Annotated in this window: 17 protein-coding genes and 1 tRNA gene; 16 read left to right on the plus strand and 2 right to left on the minus strand. The window is 43.1% G+C overall.

The window, feature by feature from the left end; genetic code table 11:
• The first annotated feature begins 58 nt into the window (after nt 1-58).
• From MgSA37_RS04775 to MgSA37_RS04785, 3 genes are all read left to right on the plus strand, one after another.
• Nucleotides 59-1,147, plus strand: a complete 1,089-nt coding sequence (locus MgSA37_RS04775; RefSeq protein WP_096357285.1) for a porin — start codon at nt 59-61, stop codon at nt 1,145-1,147.
• A gap of 426 nt (nt 1,148-1,573) precedes the next feature.
• On the plus strand, nt 1,574-2,704 hold the full coding sequence (locus MgSA37_RS04780; RefSeq protein WP_096350092.1) for a histidine kinase: 1,131 nt from the start codon (nt 1,574-1,576) through the stop codon (nt 2,702-2,704).
• The gene (locus tag MgSA37_RS04785) at nt 2,704-4,419 is read left to right on the plus strand and encodes a HAMP domain-containing sensor histidine kinase (RefSeq protein WP_096350093.1); all 1,716 of its coding nucleotides are present in this window, start codon (nt 2,704-2,706) and stop codon (nt 4,417-4,419) included. Before MgSA37_RS04780 ends, MgSA37_RS04785 begins: the two co-directional genes overlap by 1 nt.
• 39 nt (nt 4,420-4,458) lie before the next feature.
• Here the strand turns inward: MgSA37_RS04785 and MgSA37_RS04790 are convergent, their stop codons facing one another.
• Both MgSA37_RS04790 and MgSA37_RS04795 read right to left on the minus strand, forming a co-directional pair.
• On the minus strand, nt 4,459-4,842 hold the full coding sequence (locus tag MgSA37_RS04790) for a helix-turn-helix domain-containing protein (RefSeq protein WP_096350094.1): 384 nt from the start codon (nt 4,840-4,842) through the stop codon (nt 4,459-4,461).
• A gap of 64 nt (nt 4,843-4,906) precedes the next feature.
• Complete coding sequence (locus MgSA37_RS04795; protein ID WP_096350095.1) at nt 4,907-5,392, minus strand: hypothetical protein; 486 nt, start codon at nt 5,390-5,392, stop codon at nt 4,907-4,909.
• Between the two features lie 168 nt (nt 5,393-5,560).
• Here MgSA37_RS04795 and MgSA37_RS04800 point away from each other — a divergent pair, with 168 nt between their 5' ends.
• From MgSA37_RS04800 to MgSA37_RS04855, 13 genes are all read left to right on the plus strand, one after another.
• The gene (locus MgSA37_RS04800) at nt 5,561-6,670 is read left to right on the plus strand and encodes an acyltransferase family protein (protein ID WP_172885292.1); all 1,110 of its coding nucleotides are present in this window, start codon (nt 5,561-5,563) and stop codon (nt 6,668-6,670) included.
• A gap of 95 nt (nt 6,671-6,765) precedes the next feature.
• The gene (locus MgSA37_RS04805; RefSeq protein WP_096350096.1) at nt 6,766-7,269 is read left to right on the plus strand and encodes a hypothetical protein; all 504 of its coding nucleotides are present in this window, start codon (nt 6,766-6,768) and stop codon (nt 7,267-7,269) included.
• Nucleotides 7,270-7,509: 240 nt separating this feature from the next.
• Entirely contained in the window at nt 7,510-8,466 is a 957-nt protein-coding gene (locus tag MgSA37_RS04810; protein WP_096350097.1) for an acetyl-CoA carboxylase carboxyltransferase subunit alpha, read from the plus strand.
• 183 nt (nt 8,467-8,649) lie between these two features.
• The gene (locus MgSA37_RS04815) at nt 8,650-9,300 is read left to right on the plus strand and encodes an outer membrane beta-barrel protein (RefSeq protein WP_096350098.1); all 651 of its coding nucleotides are present in this window, start codon (nt 8,650-8,652) and stop codon (nt 9,298-9,300) included.
• Between the two features lie 100 nt (nt 9,301-9,400).
• Nucleotides 9,401-9,471, plus strand: a tRNA-Gln gene (locus MgSA37_RS04820).
• Nucleotides 9,472-9,623: 152 nt separating this feature from the next.
• Nucleotides 9,624-10,568 (plus strand): ribose-phosphate pyrophosphokinase, encoded by a 945-nt coding sequence (locus MgSA37_RS04825; protein ID WP_096350099.1) that lies wholly within the window; start codon nt 9,624-9,626, stop codon nt 10,566-10,568.
• Nucleotides 10,569-10,736: 168 nt separating this feature from the next.
• Nucleotides 10,737-11,321, plus strand: coding sequence for a 50S ribosomal protein L25/general stress protein Ctc (locus MgSA37_RS04830; RefSeq protein ID WP_096350100.1), 585 nt, complete (start codon nt 10,737-10,739; stop codon nt 11,319-11,321).
• 185 nt (nt 11,322-11,506) lie between these two features.
• Complete coding sequence (gene pth, locus MgSA37_RS04835; RefSeq protein WP_096350101.1) at nt 11,507-12,067, plus strand: aminoacyl-tRNA hydrolase; 561 nt, start codon at nt 11,507-11,509, stop codon at nt 12,065-12,067.
• Nucleotides 12,068-12,150: 83 nt separating this feature from the next.
• Nucleotides 12,151-12,594, plus strand: a complete 444-nt coding sequence (locus MgSA37_RS04840) for a DUF6934 family protein (RefSeq protein WP_096350102.1) — start codon at nt 12,151-12,153, stop codon at nt 12,592-12,594.
• A gap of 42 nt (nt 12,595-12,636) precedes the next feature.
• Nucleotides 12,637-12,804, plus strand: a complete 168-nt coding sequence (locus tag MgSA37_RS28550; protein WP_172885293.1) for a hypothetical protein — start codon at nt 12,637-12,639, stop codon at nt 12,802-12,804.
• Between the two features lie 1,645 nt (nt 12,805-14,449).
• On the plus strand, nt 14,450-15,559 hold the full coding sequence (locus MgSA37_RS04845) for an outer membrane beta-barrel family protein (protein WP_096350103.1): 1,110 nt from the start codon (nt 14,450-14,452) through the stop codon (nt 15,557-15,559).
• 155 nt (nt 15,560-15,714) lie between these two features.
• A complete protein-coding gene (locus tag MgSA37_RS04850) occupies nt 15,715-16,059 on the plus strand; it encodes a Spx/MgsR family RNA polymerase-binding regulatory protein (RefSeq protein WP_096350104.1) in 345 nt (114 codons plus the stop codon).
• A 165-nt stretch (nt 16,060-16,224) separates the two neighbouring features.
• Nucleotides 16,225-18,210 (plus strand): M1 family metallopeptidase, encoded by a 1,986-nt coding sequence (locus MgSA37_RS04855; protein ID WP_096350105.1) that lies wholly within the window; start codon nt 16,225-16,227, stop codon nt 18,208-18,210.
• The last annotated feature ends 88 nt before the right edge of the window (nt 18,211-18,298 follow it).

Raw genomic sequence — 18,298 nt, forward strand, 5'->3', positions numbered from 1 at the left:
GCCAGGCACCAGGGTTACTTACCGATGCCTGGCAATAACAAGTTCTATCTTAAAAAAAATGAAATATAAAATAACATTACTCATAATGGCCATTGCAGGCCTTACTATAACCGCCAACGCGCAGGATACTATTAAAACAACCGGGGATGCGCCCTTAGTGCTGAGCGGTTCGGTAGATACCTATTTTAAAACCGATTTTTCGGGAAAACCAAATATCCCGACCAGCTTTGCAAACGAATTAAACTCTATTTCGATCGGCATGGTCGACCTGGGATTAAAAAAATCAGTGGGCAAAGCCTCATTTGTGGGTGAACTTTCTTTCGGCCCCCGCGGACAACAGGAATCCATCCCAAATACTGATCCGGGTTTAGCTTATGTGGGTAATTCAACCGGTGTAGCTTATTCCAGCTACCACATCCAAAACTTGTATGTATCGTATGCATTTACTGATAAATTCAGCATGACAGCCGGTTACATGTCAACCTTTATCGGTTATGAAGTGATCAGCCCTGCTGCAAACTTCAACTATTCAACTTCTTATTTATTTACCAATGGCCCGTTCCAGAATGCCGGCTTAAAAGCCACTTATGCTTTTTCGGATAAAGTAAGCTTAATGGCGGGTATATTTAATGACTACTGGAATGTTTACCAGTCGGGCGGAAAGGTTAATACATTTGGCGCTCAGTTAACCGTAACCCCTGTAAAAAACTGGACAGCCTACCTGAACGTGGTAACCGGTTCATCCTACGGAACAGAATTTGACCTTACAACTGCCTATCAAATTACAAGTGCTTTCAAACTGGGTTTAAATGCTGCTGATTTCTCTGCATCAAACGGGGTAACCGGTGGATTTTCAGGCGTAGCCCTGTATCCACAATTAGCGGTATCAAAAGCGGTAACCCTGGGTTTAAGAGGAGAGTATTTTACAACCAAAACCGGAACTTATTCAACCGGTGGCTTAGGCCCAGCAGCCGGCGAATCGGTAACTGGCATTACATTTACAGCCAATGTTAAAGCAGGCCCGTTAACGCTGATCCCTGAAGTAAGATTTGACAATACATCAAAAAGCGACCAGTTTGTAGATGGCAACGGTAATTTCACCACCGGTGCTTCACAATTTGTTTTGGCTGCTGTGTATGCATTTTGATAAAAGGATTTAAATATAAAAACGACTCAATGAGGGGAGCGTGTGTGGTTAGCCTCACCCCGACCCTCTCCAAAGGAGAGGGAGGCATAAGCTCTTCGTTTTTAAGTCCTCTCCTTTGGAGAGGATTTAGGTGAGGCAAAACGAATTGATTGAGTTGTGGAGTTAAGAGAAACGCGGATTATTGTATTATAATTAATTATTGTTTGTTAATTATAGTTTGGTTTGATTGAGATTCGCGTAAAAAAGGGGGTGCCCGCACCCCCTTTATAAGGTTTTGATGGTTAGGTGAGTGGTTGATTAAGTTGATTAAGTGAATGGTTATAAATTGAGTTAATTTTGCTGCAAATATTTTAAACGGAGTACTGCAAGCCCATCCGAAAATTAAACTTAATCAACTACTCACCTAATCAACCTTAAACTAATACAATGAACGACGAAAATAAAGAGCAGTCGGTTGAGCATTTTCTCGAGTTGATTAAAAAATCAAGGCGGGGAAAGTTTAAGATCTATATTGGCATGAGTGCCGGTGTTGGTAAAACTTACCGCATGCTAACGGAGGCGCGTACGCTGTTACGCAATGGTATTGATGTTAAGATCGGGTATGTCGAAACGCATAAACGCAGGGAAACTGAAGTCCTGGTGGAAGGATTGCCTATCATTCCGCGGCGTAAGCTTTTTTATAAAGGCAAAGAGCTGGAAGAGATGGATCTGAACGCCATTATCAACCTTCGGCCCGAAGTGGTAGTGGTTGATGAACTGGCCCATACCAATATTGAGGGCAGTAAAAACGAAAAACGCTGGCAGGATGTAATGGATATTTTAAATGCCGGCATCAATGTGATCAGCGCAGTTAACATACAGCATATCGAAAGCCTGAACGAAGAGGTGGAGAAGATTACCGGCGCATCCATCAATGAGCGCATCCCTGATAAGGTATTGCAGATGGCCGATGAGGTAGTGAATATTGACCTTACTGCTGACGAACTGGTTGACCGCCTGAAGGAGGGAAAAATTTATGATGAGAAAAAAATCCAGCAGGCTTTAAATAACTTTTTCCAGGCAGAAAGGATCCTGCAGCTGCGCGAGCTGGCATTAAGGGAAGTTGCCAACCAGGTAGAGCGGAAAATTAATACCGAGGTGCCAAAAAACATCAAATTGCGCCCCGAGATATTTTTAGCCTGCATCAGCACCAACGAGGAATCAGCAAAGATCATCATCCGCAAAACAGCGCGGCTGGCATCTTATTACCATTCAAACTGGTTCCTGCTGTATGTGCAAACATCCAACGAAAGCAGCGATAAAATAAACCTGGCGTCGCAGCGCCACCTCATCAATAACTTTAAGTTAGCCACGCAATTGGGCGCCGAAGTTTTGAAGGTGAAAAGCAATAACATCGCCAAAACGATATGGGAAACTGCCGAAAAATACGACGTGACAACTATTTGTCTCGGCAAGCCACACTTTAAGTTCTACCAGTTGGTAATGAAAACCGCTGTTTTTACCCAATTGCTTAATAAAATGTCAAAAACACATATTGATCTTGTAATACTATCATAATGACTATTAAAAATAAACTCCGGATCGGCATCAGCTTTTTATTCCTGCTGGCTTTAATATGCTGCGGTTTGTCTATCTATTATCTTAACCGTCTTTCGGCCGATGCAAAAAATATATTGAAAGATAATTACGAAACCGTAACGTTTACTAAGAATATGGGTGCTGCCGTTGACGCGAGTCCGGGCGAGCTGGGTAGCCGGCAGATAAAGATCATTGAGGAAAACCTGGTGAAACAGGAACACAATATAACAGAACGCGGCGAAAAGGAACTCACGGATTCATTACGCCGGAAATTTGAGGAACTTAAGAAAATGCGCAATAATCAGCTGGCAGCCGCAGGACTTCACTCCGATATGAAGCGTCTTCTGTATAGCATCATGCAGCTGAATATGAACGCTATAGAGCATAAGTATGAGAGAGCGGAAGGGACAGCAAATGAAGCTACATTGCTGGTGGCTTTTGTTGGTTCGTTCCTGTTTTTGGTGGCCTTTAGCTTTGTGGTTAATTTCCCCGGCTATATTGCCAACCCGATAAAGGAACTGACGGAGCGGATTAAAGAAGTTTCGAACCGGAACTACCACCAGCAGCTCAACTTTAAATCGAATGATGAGTTTGGCGAACTGGGGCAGGCTTTTAATACCATGACGACCAAGCTGGATGAATACGAACACAGCAACCTGGCCAGTATTTTATTTGAAAAGAAAAGGATCGAAACTATTATCAACTCCATGCACGATGCCATTATAGGCCTGGATGAAAAGTCGTTCATTATTTTCGCCAACGAAGTGGCCTGCACGATGATCGGCATTCCTGAACAGGGCCTTACCGGCCGCTCGGCGCCCGAACTCTCACAGGAGAACGACTTGCTGCGGAACCTTTTGATCAGCGATCAGCAGAAAATGAAAATATTTGCCGACGGGCGCGAAAGTTATTATAATAAAGAAGTGCTGGAGGTAACAAACAATGATAAGGTAATTGGAAGAGTGATCATCCTTAAAAACATTACTGAATTTCAGCAACTGGATGATGCTAAAACCAATTTTATAGCCACCATCTCCCATGAGTTAAAAACGCCGATATCTTCCATAAAAATGAGCCTGAAATTGCTTGAGGACGACCGCATAGGCGCGGTAAACCCCGAACAAAGGCAATTGCTGGAAAATATTGATGAAGATGCGCGCAGGCTGCTGCAGATAACCGGTGAACTATTGGATATGGCACAGGTGGAGACCGGTAAATTGCAATTGAATTTTGGCAAAACGCATCCCGGCAATATTGTGGACTACGCAGTTAAGGCCCTGAAAACAACGGCCGAACAAAAACAGGTTACGATTAATGTGCAATGCGACCAAAGTTTGCCCGATGTACAGGCCGACCTGGACAAAACAACCTGGGTATTGATCAACCTGCTGTCAAACGCCATTAAATACAGCCATGAGAAATCTGTTGTTGACCTGGTAGTAAAGATCTACAAGGCTGATGAGATCGAGTTCTCGGTACAGGATCATGGCCGCGGGATCGACCAGCGGTACCTGTCGCGCATCTTCGACCGGTATTTTAAAGTGCCCGGCGCCACTACCGAGCAAACCGGGACAGGTTTGGGTCTTGCTATCGCTAAAGACTTTATTGAAGCCCAGGCAGGCAAAATAGGCGTTGAAAGCGAAATTGGCGAAGGCAGCCGTTTTTACTTTACGCTGAAAAGGTTTGGGAAATGATGGGGGTGAATAGTGAGTGGTGAATAGTGAGTTGCGTCTTTACGTTGTTTTTAAAGCATACTCCTTTATAAGCGCATCAACCGGCAACCTCAAAAGTTGACTGAATTTCCGGATCATGGTTAGTGACAGCGCCTGTTTATAGTTGAGCACTTTGCTAACAGTGCCTTTGTCACCGTAAGCGGCTGCCAAATCGGATGGTTTATACCCGAAATCGTCCATCCGGATTTTGATCATTTGTATTGGGTCAACTTCCGGAAAATCCCAAAGACTGTTTTCGTACTTTTCAATTAAATGTACTAAAAGCATTTTTTCTCTATGCTCATCGGTGTTTTTGGGCGAGCGCTTAACTTCCTCGTACCGGGCAATTGCTTTATCATAAGCCTGCTCGCTATCAATCAAAAACCACTGTGGATGAATATTCATATTTCTTTTGGTTAAAGCTGAAAACTATAAGGAATTTCGGGTAAATAAAATGTTTTAAATCGCATTAGCGGTGCTTGAGTTTTTTTATCAGTTCGTGATACCGGCCAATGTTTACGCTGCTTATCTGTAATTTTTTCCCGTTCTTAAGCAACAAAATAGCTGTTTCGCCGATCTTTACCATATTCCTTGAAAACCCTGTTCTGTCTATGTCTATTTGGCTGTCTTTTTCTGAAATATTACTGATATTGGCCCTCGGCACAACCCGCCTGAAAAATATAAAGGGCCTGCTAATTATCAATTCCGTGTCAGTCAGGTAACAAACTTTGAATGTTATAACTAGCCATAAAGCCATTAATCCAAAAAGAAGAATGACCCCTGCAAATATCACCCTAATCACCAATGTGGTTGTATTACCTGTATTTGAATTTGCATCTGATGAACTTGTCCAAAAGGAATAAGCACCCCATAAACAAAATAACCCAACGGATAGCATCAATACAAGAAAAAAATAAGCAGGCCTGGTCTTAAAAATATGTTCGTCTGATTTCACTAATACTTTTGCTATAACTTAATTGGGTATGCTTTTAATTGAATTTCCAATACAAATGTAAAAATAATGACCAAAGAGTGCAATTTGAACCGTTTCACACTGATATAAACTTTAGGCCAAACTTATTTTTAATTCTTACCTTGAAATAATTTTTAAACCTCGTTTACAATGCCTTCAACCCACACTCCGGCACCGCTCACCGGGCGCCTGCTTTCGCTTGATTTTCTCCGTGGTTTTATCATGGTGCTGCTCGCCATCGAATCTACCGGCATCTATGATTATTTATTTAACTATTCCAAAGGAACCGCGTTTAATAATTTCATTATCCAATTCACACACCACCCCTGGCATGGTCTCCATTTTTGGGACCTGGTACAGCCGGCGTTTATGTTTATGGCCGGTGTTTCCATGGCTTATTCGCTCAATAAACAATGGGCAAATGGCGTAACATGGAGTCAATCATTCAAAAAAACATTAAAGCGCTGTGCATTACTATTCTTTTGGGGCGTTTTTGATTATGCGGTAAGGCCGAAAGGGTTAAGCTTTGAACTTTGGGATGTGCTTACCCAATTGTCATTTACAACGCTGGTGGCATTCCTGATCTTCAGGTGGAGCAACCTGGCGCAGATCGGCGTTTGTATAGGGCTGTTGATACTTACCGAAGTTTTATACCGGTTTACCCATGTTCCCGGTTTTGATATGCCGTTTACCGATCAGCATAATTTTGGCAACTACATTGATACGATCTTGATGCATAAAATCAACAAGGGCGGCTGGGTGGCTATCAATTGTATCCCTACCGCTGTACATACCATTGCAGGTGCGCTGGTAGGTAAAATGTTACTGAACGGGAACAACAAGCTCCGGACTTTACTTTTATGGGGATTGATTTGCCTTGTTATTGGTTTTGGTTTGGATGAATTTGGTATTACACCCATTATCAAACGGATCGCGACCAGCTCATTTACCCTGGCCTCCCTTGGCTGGTGTTTATGGTTTTTAGCGCTTTCGTATTGGTGGATCGATATCAAGGCTCACCGCAAACACTTAACTTTTTTTACTATAGTGGGTATGAATTCGCTGTTTATCTACCTGTTTTTTGAGATCGTGGGCGACAGGTGGTTTACCGCCTATATTACATTTATATCCAATGGTGTTTTAAGCTGGGTTAACGCGGGCGACTTAATAAAAGCCCTGGTAGCCGCCATTTGTGTTTTTGGGTTGGAATGGGGGATGTGCTACTTTCTGTATCGAAAAAAGATATTTTTTAAGCTGTAGGTAAACAATCTTAATGGTTTTTTGGTTGATAGGCTTAAATTAAAATTTGTTTTAATCAGCAAACCCTATACTTGCAATTTAAAAGAACGTGCCCTATGAAGAAATTTTTACTTATAGTAATAATAATCCTATTCTATAGTAATGCCAAGGCGCAATCTACTGCCGACAGCACTTTAAAACACTCCCCTTTAAAGACATTAAATGATGCCCAATACAATGCGCTTATCAGCGGTGACGATATTTCGGGGATGTCATTAGCGGCTGAATTGAATAATTATCCCCTGCCTGACAACGTGCTGAAACTGAAAGAAGAATTGGGTTTGAGTGCAGTGCAGGCAAGCAAAATAAGCGCTATTGCTAAAGAATTACACCGGAAAAAGCTGGAAATGGGGTTGATCATCATCAATAATGAACGGACTTTAGACAGTATTTTCAGGTACCACCGGCTGGATAACGGCTCGCTGATCTTTTATGCCAACAGGTATGGATTGTACCAGGGAGAGCTCAGGAACGCGATTTTACAGGCTTGTTTGGCTACCCACGGCCTTTTAACACCACAGCAATTAAAGTGGTTTAAAGGTTTACATAAAGCTAATTAAGCAGGAGCCTCACCCCGCCCTCTCCAGGGGAGAGGGTTTAAAGAATGCGAAAAATCAACTGAAATATATGAAAAAAAGTCCTCTCCTTTGGAGAGGATTATTCACGGCTATTTTATTTAAGGTGTTCATGAATGCTTCGCAGTTTAGGTGAAGCGGGCATAAAGTGAAGCTTTACATAAAGCTAATTAAAAAATAACATTAGTTTTAGTTAATTTAGCGGCCCCCAAGAAAGTTAAATATATGAAGATAAGTTTTGACTTTGAAAAGCCCCTTGCCGACCTGCAGCAGCAGATCGAAAAGGTGAAACAGGTTGAAGATAAAAACAAGCTCGATATGTCGGCGACGATAACCGAGCTGGAAAATAAGCTGGAAACAACCCGCCACGAAATATATGCCAACCTTACAGGCTGGCAAAAAGTGCAGATCTCGCGCCATCCTGAGCGGCCTTATACCCTGCAATACCTGGAGTTGATGTGCGATGATTTTATCGAACTGCACGGCGATAGGACCGTAGGCGATGATAAAGCAATTGTAGGCGGCTTCGGCACCATTAACGGGCAAACTGCTATGTTTATCGGTCACCAGAAAGGCAAAAATACCAAGGACAGGCAATACCGTAACTTTGGTATGCCCAACCCCGAAGGTTACCGCAAGGCCTTAAGGCTGATGAAACTGGCCGAAAAATTCAACAAACCGGTTATTACATTGATTGATACTCCCGGAGCATTCCCCGGCCTTGAAGCTGAAGAGCGCGGACAAGGCGAGGCCATTGCCCGCAATTTGCTGGAAATGTCTGTTTTAAAGGTGCCCATCATTTGTGTGATCATAGGTGAAGGAGCGTCAGGCGGTGCATTAGGCATTGCCATAGGCGATAAGGTAATGATGCTGGAAAACTCCTGGTATTCGGTGATCTCACCAGAAAACTGCTCCACTATCCTTTGGAAAACATGGGAAAATAAAGAGCGTGCGGCCGAAGTTTTAAAGCTGACATCTACCGAGATGTATAAAAATAAGCTGATTGACGGTGTGATTAAAGAGCCCCTTGGCGGCGCACACCAGGATCCCGTTGCCATGGCAGCTACACTAAAAAAACAACTGTTAAAAGACCTTAAAATATTGAAAGAGAAGAATGTTGATGAACTGGTAACAGACCGCATCAACAAATTCTGTGCGATGGGCGTGGTGATAGAGGATTAAGCATTACCTTACACACAAAAGGAAGCTGTCTCCAAAAAAGGCAGCTTTTTTTATGCAGCTATTCTTTAACGACCACACTTTCAGGATTGTGACTGTATTTTCTTTCCGGGATTAAAAACTAAATTTTTAGTTTTTAATAATAAAAGGAATTTTATGCTGTTTTAGTGCTATATAAAACTTATCATGAAAAAAATACTTCTTCTAATTTTTTTGAGCGCTGCCATGCAGCAATTATTTGCACAAACCTTAAAATTTGGCATTAAAGCCGGGTGGAATGAGTCGACTGCCGATCTTGGCACCACAACTTCAACTGTTTCAAGTTATTCCGGGTTTAAAGGCGGCGTATTTGGCGATTTTGGATTTAATAAAATAGTTATTGAGACTGGTGTTTTTTTTACCACATATGGTTATAACACCAGTACGACGTTCACCGAAACTCAGCCGCAGCCGATCGTTGTTACCCTTAAAGGACAGGCAACGTATAACTACTTGCAGATACCTGTAGACGTTTTGTATCGCACTCCTTTTGGGCCTGTTAAGGTGTTTTTTGGCGGAGGGCCATATTACGGGCTTGCCATATCGGGTGGAAGAAGACTAATTACGATCTCAGATGGGGCCGTTACTGCTTACCGGTCCAGCAAAATAGACTTTGGCAACCCGGATGATTTTAGCAGGACAGATTTGGGATTAAATGCATTGGCGGGCGTTTCATTACACAACGGCCTGTTGTTTAGCGTTGATTATGGCCTTGGTTTGAAAAACATCTATAGCGGGAATAATTCGGAAGTTAAAAACAGGGCGCTGAGCTTATCGGTGGGGTATGCGTTCCTGTAAAAACTGCGTTTTTACAACTTTTTAAAAAAACCTTTTAACTTCAAAAAAATCCTCCTATATTTGCATTCCTTTTTGGAGAGGATAACTGTCCTGAGGAGATTGCCTGATAGTATAAAGGTAGTACGACGGTTTTTGGTACCGTTTGTCTAGGTTCGAATCCTGGTCGGGCAACAAGAATTATATTTCGGATTTACGATTTACGATTTCAGATTTTTTGAAATGGTAATCTAAATCCGAAATTCTTTTTTAAGAAAGCTATAAAATCGAATTTCGGTGCCAAAACAAAATTCTGAAATCGTAATTCGTAACTCGTAAATCAAAAAATGCCATTACAATTTAATACCGTTAAATTATTTGCAGGCTCGGGTACCAAGGAGCTTGCTGCAAATATTGCGCAATCGTACGGCCATGAGCTTGGCGATGTGGTATTAACCCGGTTTAGCGATGGCGAATTTCAGCCCCATTTTAATGAGTCGGTACGCGGTTGCGATGTATTTTTGATCCAAAGCACCAACCCGCCAACAGACAACCTGGTGGAGCTATTGATGATGACGGATGCCGCCCGCCGTGCATCTGCCCATTATGTAACTGCTGTTATTCCATATTTCGGTTTGGCACGACAGGACAGGAAAGATAAACCGCGTGTTGCGATAGGTGCAAAGCTGGTAGCCAATATTTTGGTTGCGGCCGGCATTAACCGCATCATGACGATGGACCTGCACGCCGCGCAGATCCAGGGATTTTTTGATATCCCGGTTGATCACCTGGATGCTTCCATCATATTTGTACCATACATTAAAGCGCTTGGCCTGGGTAATTTAACCATCGCTTCGCCCGATATGGGTGGTTCGTACAGGGCCCGCTCTTTCGCCAAATATTTTAATGCGGAAGTGGTGATCTGCGATAAGCGCCGTAAACGCGCCAATGAAATTGAATCAATGACTTTGATTGGTGATGTTACCGATCAGGATATTGTGCTGATTGATGATATTTGCGATACTGCCGGTACACTGGCAAAAGCAGCAGGATTAATTATGGAGCGTGGTGCACGCAGCGTCCGCGCGGTTTGTACACACCCGGTATTATCAGGCAAAGCATACGAGACGATAGAGAATTCGGTATTAACTGAATTGATTGTTACCGATACGATCCCGCTTAAACAGGAAAGCAGCAAGATCAGGGTGTTAAGCACCGCCGACCTGTTTGCCAAAGCGATAATGAATGTAAACGAACACGGCTCAATAAGCCAGTTGTTTAAAGTAGATTAGTTTTTAGTCCATGGTCCATGGTCGATAGTCCATGGAAGAAATTGAATTGCATACAGAAAATATACCGTGGTCGATAGTCCATGGCAAAAATTGAAAAGAATACAAATAAATAATACATACAATACCATGGTCTATGGACCATCGACCATGGACTTAATTAAAAATCAAATGAAATCAATTGCTATTAGCGGTTCTCCAAGAGAGAACGTAGGGAAACGTGACGCTAAAGAACTGCGTTATTTAGGCCTTGTGCCTGCAGTGCTTTACGGTGGGGCTACCCAAACCCACTTTTCAGTGTCCGCAGCTGATTTGAAACCCGTTGTTTATACACCGGTGGTTCATTTCATCGACTTAGAAATTGCCGGAGTAAAATCACAGGCGATCATTAAAGATCTTCAGTTCCATCCATTAACTGAGCAGATCATCCACGTTGACTTTTTGTTGCTGGATGAAAAGAAACCGATCACTATCGAGATCCCTGTTAAATTAACCGGAACTTCTCCAGGTGTTAAAACTGGTGGTAAACTGGTACAAAAATTACGCAAGCTGCGTATCAAAGCGTTACCAAAAGATCATTTGGATGCTATTGAAGTAAGCATTGCAACTTTGGAAGTTGGTAAATCAGTAAAAGTTGGCGACCTGAGCGTTGGCAAATTAGTGATCACCAATGCAAAAGAAGATACCATTGTATCTGTAACTACTTCACGTGCGTTACGCCAGGCTGAACAGGAAGCTGCAGCAGGTAAAAAATAATTTCAGGCCCCCTAACCCCCTAAAGGGGGAACAAAAGTGGGTTAGTGAATTAACAGCGATAGGTTTTTACTTATCGCTGTTTTTATTTTAATTAATATCTTCGCGTTTATAATTTGAAAGTTTGTGTTCATTTACCCATTGCCTCCAAAGCCATGAACCATGAACCATGAACCATGAACTAAAAAATGAAATATCTCATCGTTGGTTTAGGAAACATAGGGCCCGAATATGCCGATACCCGGCATAACATTGGGTTTATGATACTGGATGCGTTTGCAAAAGAGGAGGGCGCTAAGTTTTATAACGACCGCCTGGCCTATTACAGCGAAGTAAACCATAAGGCCCGTACCCTGTACCTTATCAAACCAACTACCTATATGAACAACAGCGGAAAAGCGGTTAGCTATTGGATGAAAACGCTGAAAGTGCCTGTTGAAAATGTGTTGGTTTTGGTAGATGATATTGCCCTGCCGTTTGGCACCCTGCGTTTAAAACCTAAGGGGAGCGCCGCCGGCCATAATGGACTAAAACACATTGAAGCCACCCTTGGCAATAACGAATATGCCCGCCTGCGCTTTGGCGTAGGTAACGATTTCCCTAAAGGCCGGCAGATAGATTATGTGCTGAATGGCTTTGATAAAGAAGAACTGCCCGAACTCCCCGCTTTGATTGACCGCTCGATTGAAATGATCAAAAGTTTTGCTACGATAGGCACTGAACTGACCATGACGAGGTATAATAAGTAAGAGAATTACTTCAAATCAAAATAACGTGGATGCAATAATTTATTATGTTTGAAAATCAATACTAAGCGGAAAATCATTACTAAATGAATTTAGAACGTTATCCTTATTTTGCCAGTAATGATTTTAAGGATTATGAGTTTTATAGCGATGGACCTAAGGGTAGGATTAGAAAAGTAATTATGTACACAAAGATTCAGGATAATCCTGCGATGTACAATTTATCTTTTGGCGATGCGGATGTCGAAACAGGTATAGTTTACGATGATGTAATAAGCAATAACCAGGATAGGGACACTGTTCTCGCAACTGTCGCTAACACTATAAACGAATTCTGTGACCATTATGGAAACCATTGGATTTTTGCTACTGGAAGCACACAATCAAGAACAAGACTTTATCAGATGGGTATAGCAAGGCTATGGAGGGAAATTAATATAGATTTCGATGTGTACGGCGAGAAAAATGGCAAATGGCAGCCATTTCATATGGGTGTCAATTATGATGCTTTTTTGGTAAAAAGAAGATAAATAAGTATATTTGAAATAAGAAAATCAGGAAAAAGGGATATTATGTCAGCAAAAGATAAGAAGGCAGAAGTCATTGAGACTGGATACGGCAGAGCTATCGTAAGCGATAAAGTCAGAAGTCACGCTAATGATCCATTTTTTGTAAAAAAGGTGGAAGGCGCAAAGGAATTCATGCGCAAACATCCTTTCCCTGATCATTTGAAGAAATAAGAAAAAGGATATATCAACGGCCGGAATTAGTTCTGGCCGTTTTTGCTTGAAGCCATTGTTGCAAAGAGGAGTTGCCCGAACGCCCCGCCTTGATTGACCGCCCGATAGAAATGATCAAAAGTTTTGCTACGACAGGCACTGAACTGACCATGACGAGGTATAATAAGTAACAACCCCGTTACAAAACTAATATTTTAGTTAAATAGTGTTAAAAGGTGTTAAATCAACGGCGTAGTTCGTCACACTTCTATTAATTTCGGCGTCAATTAGCCGGAAAATACCAACCAAAAATTATGAAAAAACTTTTACTGCTGGCATTTTGCTGCTTTATGTGGGCCGGAATACGTGCCCAAACCACCCCACAAATGCTAACGGTGAAGGGAATCTCCATCGACTCGGCAGCCAACAAGCCACTGGGTTATGTTACTGTGGCACTGTATGATACCACCTCGAAAAAATCAATAAAAGCGGGCCTTACCAAAGACGACGGCAGTTTTCAGTTAATAGCCCCGGCTGGTAAGGCTTACCAGCTGGTTTTGGCATCTATCGGCTATAAAAACAAAACCATCAATATTTCCGGAAAAGATGCTGAACTGAATGTCGGGAAAGTATTTTTGCAGGCAGCAAGCAAGCAATTAAACGAAGTATCAGTAACCGCTGTAAGGCCCATCATGAAACGGGAGGTTGACCGCATCAGTTACGACGTACAGGCCGATCCCGAAAGCAAGGCGCTCACCGCGCTGGATATGATGCGCAAGGTGCCGTTATTATCAGTTGATGCCAATGATAATATCAAACTAAAAGGTAATGGCAACTATAAGATCCTGGTAAATGGCAAAGAGTCGGCCCTCGTGGCCAAAAACCCATCGGATGTGTTACGTTCAATGCCGGCAACCAATATCGAAAGGATAGAGGTGATCACTACCCCGCCCGCGAAATACGATGCGGAGGGGCTGGCAGGCATCATTAACATTGTTACCAAAAAAAATGCCGACCAGGGCTATACCGCCAATATCAGCGGTCGGTACAACAGTATTTTTGGTCCGGGTCTTAACGTACAGGGAAGTGCCAAACAGGGTAAATTAGGCTTAACCATGTTTGCGGGCGGAAGCAATAATAATGCTTTTGTTGCCGGAAACAGTAATGTGCAGCAAATTTTTGGCGGCCAGAGCACAACCCAAACGGGTACGGGCAGTAACCAGTTTGGCCACCATTATGCTGAGGCGGAATTAAGCTACGAGATTGACAGCCTTAATTTATTGACGGCCTCCTTCGAAGATTTTCACGGCAGGCAGAACCAAACCGGCAGCCTTTTTTCCAGTACTTTTAATAACGATGGTACGCTTTCCCAACAGTATCAGCAGCAAACATCCGGCTACAATACGTTCGGCGGCCTGGATGCTTCCATAAACTACCAGATCGGCTTTAAGCGCAACAAGGACCAGTTGTTAACCCTATCGTACAAATTCAACTTTTCGCCGGGCATAAACACCAGCAACAATACGTTTTCGCAAAGGGTAAATGATTACCAGAGCGACCTGCCCGACTTTATGCAGTACAATAACCAGGGCGAAAGAGCGCATACCTTTCAGATTGACTATGCCCAGCCGTTTAAAATATTAACGCTTGAAGCAGGGCCAAGGCAATCCTTAGGAATGACTTTAGCAACTTTAACAGGTCTGACCGCGACTCGGCAACAAATGTTTATGTTTTTAACCCGAGGTACACTGATGTTTTCAGTTACCAGCAAGATGTTTACAGCTTGTATAACTCGTACCAGTTTAAATTTGATAAATGGACAGCAAAAGCGGGTTTAAGGCTTGAGCACACGAGTATCAACGGCGATTTTGCAACAGTTAACGCGACGATCAACCAGGGATATAATAACCTGATCCCGTCCGTATCCATACAGCGCAGTTTTAAAACCAGCAGCTACAACTTTGGGTTTACCCAGCGCATCCAGCGGCCGGGCATCTTTCAGTTAAACCCCTTTGTGGATACCTCTAACCCACTATTCATCAGCACAGGCAATCCCAACCTGCGGCCTGAACTAAACAATACCTTTGAATTGAACTACAGTAATTTTGCAGCAAGTTCATTTAACATTGGCCTTAGCTACCAGTTCTCCAATAATTCCATCCAGAATGTGTCAAGCCTGAGGCGGGATACTGCAATCATCAACCCGCACGATACTACGTTTACTACATACCGCAACCTGGGCAGTAACAGTAGCCTCGGCCTTAATGTTAACACCAACTTAAATATTACCAAAAAACTTTCACTTAGCCTCAACGGGTTTATCACTAAAATATGGCTTCGCGGTACTTATAACGGGCAATTTTACCAAAACAGCGGTTTTACCGGCAACGCATTCGCCAACGCCGGTTACAAGTTCGACAACGGATTCAGGATCGGCATCGATGCCGGATTTTTTAGCGGGGATGTTAACCTGCAAGGGCATTCAAGCGCCTTTATTTATAATTCACTGGTGTTAACTAAAGAGTTTTTAAATAAAAAGGCAACCATTTCCCTGGTGGCAAACAACCCTGAGACCAAGTACCATAACAATACCTCTACTACCACAACTGCCCAATATTATCAATATTCCCTAAACCAGGATCCATACCGGACTTTTGCCGTTAGGTTTAGCTATAAGATAGGTAAACTAAACAGTGAGATCAAAAAGAACCAGCACGGCATTAATAACGATGATACCAAGGGCGGTGGCAAATCAGGCGGTGGTTCGGGAGGATAGCGTGTAGAACCAAGAGTCAAGAGCCAAGAGTCAAGAGTCAAGAAATGAGAGCCGGCAAGATTAAGGGAATGAAATTTTGCCTCAGGATTGTACCTTTTTAAAGCTTTTTTCCGTCACTATTTTTTGTCTTGATTCCTGGCTCTTATCTTTACCGCATGAAAGTTTACGGCATCACCAATTGCAATACAGTAAAAAAAGCGCTCGACTGGCTAAAAGCCAATAAAGTAGATTATGAGTTTCACGACTTTAAAAAGCTGGGCATCAGCGCCGAAAAGCTGCACGAGTGGGATAGCAAAGCCGGTTACGAAAAGTTTATGAACAAACAGGGCCTCACCTGGAAGGAACTTGCCCCGGAAGTAAAGGAAAGCATCAAAACCAAAGAAGACGCGCTAAAACTCCTGCAGCAAAAAACCAGCATGATCAAACGCCCGGTAATTGAAAAAGATGGCTTTTTGTTTTTTGGGTTTGATGAAGGGGCCTGCGGCCAGTTAATTAGGTGAGGGGTTGACTAGGTTGATTAAGTTAGTTCCCCGTTTTAACTTAATCAACTCAATCCAACTTATTCAACCTAATCAACCCACCCACGTAACAATTATTTTACCTGCCGGGCCATTTCCCTAAATTATCCTATACTTGCTTTTTGTAACTGACCAAATTATTTAACAATGAAATTAAACCTGATTGCCGGATTTGCACTGGCTTTTTTGACGGTGGCTAGTGTTACCCATGCACAGGATGCGGCTAAACCGGCCCAGCCAACTACTAATTATGATTACCACGAAACTTTCGGTCCGCCGTTTTATACCAAAAACGGCACAGAATACCGGGCGGCAAACGGTGAGCCGGGCCCCAAATACTGGCAAAACCGCGCCGATTACCAGATAGCGGCTACCCTTAACGAGGATGCAAATCAAATTACCGGCTCCGAAGTTTTAACTTATACCAACAACAGCCCCCAAAAACTGGGTTATTTATGGATGAACCTGGAGCAAAACCTTTTTAAACTTGACTCGAGGGGAACAGCCATTGTGCCGCCAACAGGCAGCCGTAACTGGGGCCGCGGGCAGGATTTTGATGCCGGTTTTAAAATAAAATCCATCAAACTTATAGGCGCGAAAGGGGCCGAAACCGATGTTAAATATTCGGTATCAGACACCCGGATGCAGCTTTTTTTACCAAAAGAAGTTACTGCGGACGGTGGTGTTGTAAAATTGAAAATTGACTATTCTTTCGTATCGCCTGATTACGGGTCGGACCGTATGGGCATCCAGCAAACCAAAAACGGAAAGATCTTCCAGGTGGCGCAGTGGTACCCGCGCATGTGCGTATATGATGATGTGTCCGGCTGGAATACTATTCCTTATACCGGCCCGGGTGAATTTTACCTGGAATACGGCGATTTCGACCTGAAAATTACCGCGCCTGCAAAAGATATTGTAGTAGCATCCGGGCAATTACTAAACCCGCAGGAAGTTTATACGCCTGAGCAATTAAAACGTTGGGAAGCAGCGGAGAATAGCGAAAAAACAGTTGTGATCAGAACAGCGGATGAAGTTACCGATCCGAAATCGCGCCCGGCCGGCAAAACCGAATTGACCTGGCACTTTGTGATCAAAAATGCCCGCGATGCCTCATGGGGCGCTTCTGCTTCGTTTATAGTTGATGCCGCCAAAATGGACCTGCCAAGCGGTAAAAAGGCAATGGCCATTTCAGCCTACCCTGTAGAGAGCGATGGCAACGACGCCTATGGCCGGTCGACCGAATATGTTAAAAAATCGATAGAATTTAACTCGGCCAAATGGTTTGAGTTCCCTTACCCAAATGCTACAGTCGTTGCAGGGATCACCGGCGGGATGGAATACCCGGGCATCGTTTTCTGCGGATACAAGGCCAGGAAAGCAAGTTTATGGAGCGTTAACGACCATGAATTTGGCCACACGTGGTTCCCGATGATCGTAGGTTCAAACGAACGCCTGTATGGCTGGATGGACGAAGGTTTTAATACGTTCATCAATACGCTGTCAACAGCCGATTTTAATAATGGCGAGTACAAAAACAAAAGGGGTAATGATATGCACCGGATGGCGGGAATAGTAACAAATCCGGCCCTGGAGCCTATTTTAAGTCAGCCCGCTAATTTAAAAGAAAAAAATACCGGCATCCTTTTATACTTTAAACCTAGCCTGGGCTTAACCATGCTGCGCGAGCAAATTTTAGGCCCGGAACGTTTTGATTTTGCTTTCAGGAACTATATTGACAAATGGGCATTTAAACACCCCACACCCGATGACTTTTTCCGCTCGATGGAAAACGCAGCTGGAGAGAACCTGCAGTGGTTCTGGCGCGGCTGGTTTTTGAACAACTGGCAGCTGGATGTGGCCGTTCGTGACGTGAAATATGTGAGCGACACCCCTTCAAAAGGATCCATCATCACAATTGATAACCTGCAGAAAATGGCGATGCCTGTGATCCTCGAAATTAAAACCACCAGCGGCAAAGTAAGCAGGATAACCCTGCCGGTAGAGATTTGGGAACGCAACAGCACGTGGACATTCAATTATCCTTCTACAGAAGAAATTGAATCGGTTACTTACGATCCTGACAAGGTTTTACCGGATATTAACCCGGATAATAATGTTTGGAAGAAATAGAGGTTAGTGATTGGAGGTTAGAGATTAGAGGTTAGTTGTTTTAATGTAAAGAAACATTGCTAACCTCCAATCGATAACCTCTAATCTT

The organism is Mucilaginibacter gotjawali (assembly GCF_002355435.1).
Lineage (GTDB): Bacteria > Bacteroidota > Bacteroidia > Sphingobacteriales > Sphingobacteriaceae > Mucilaginibacter > Mucilaginibacter gotjawali.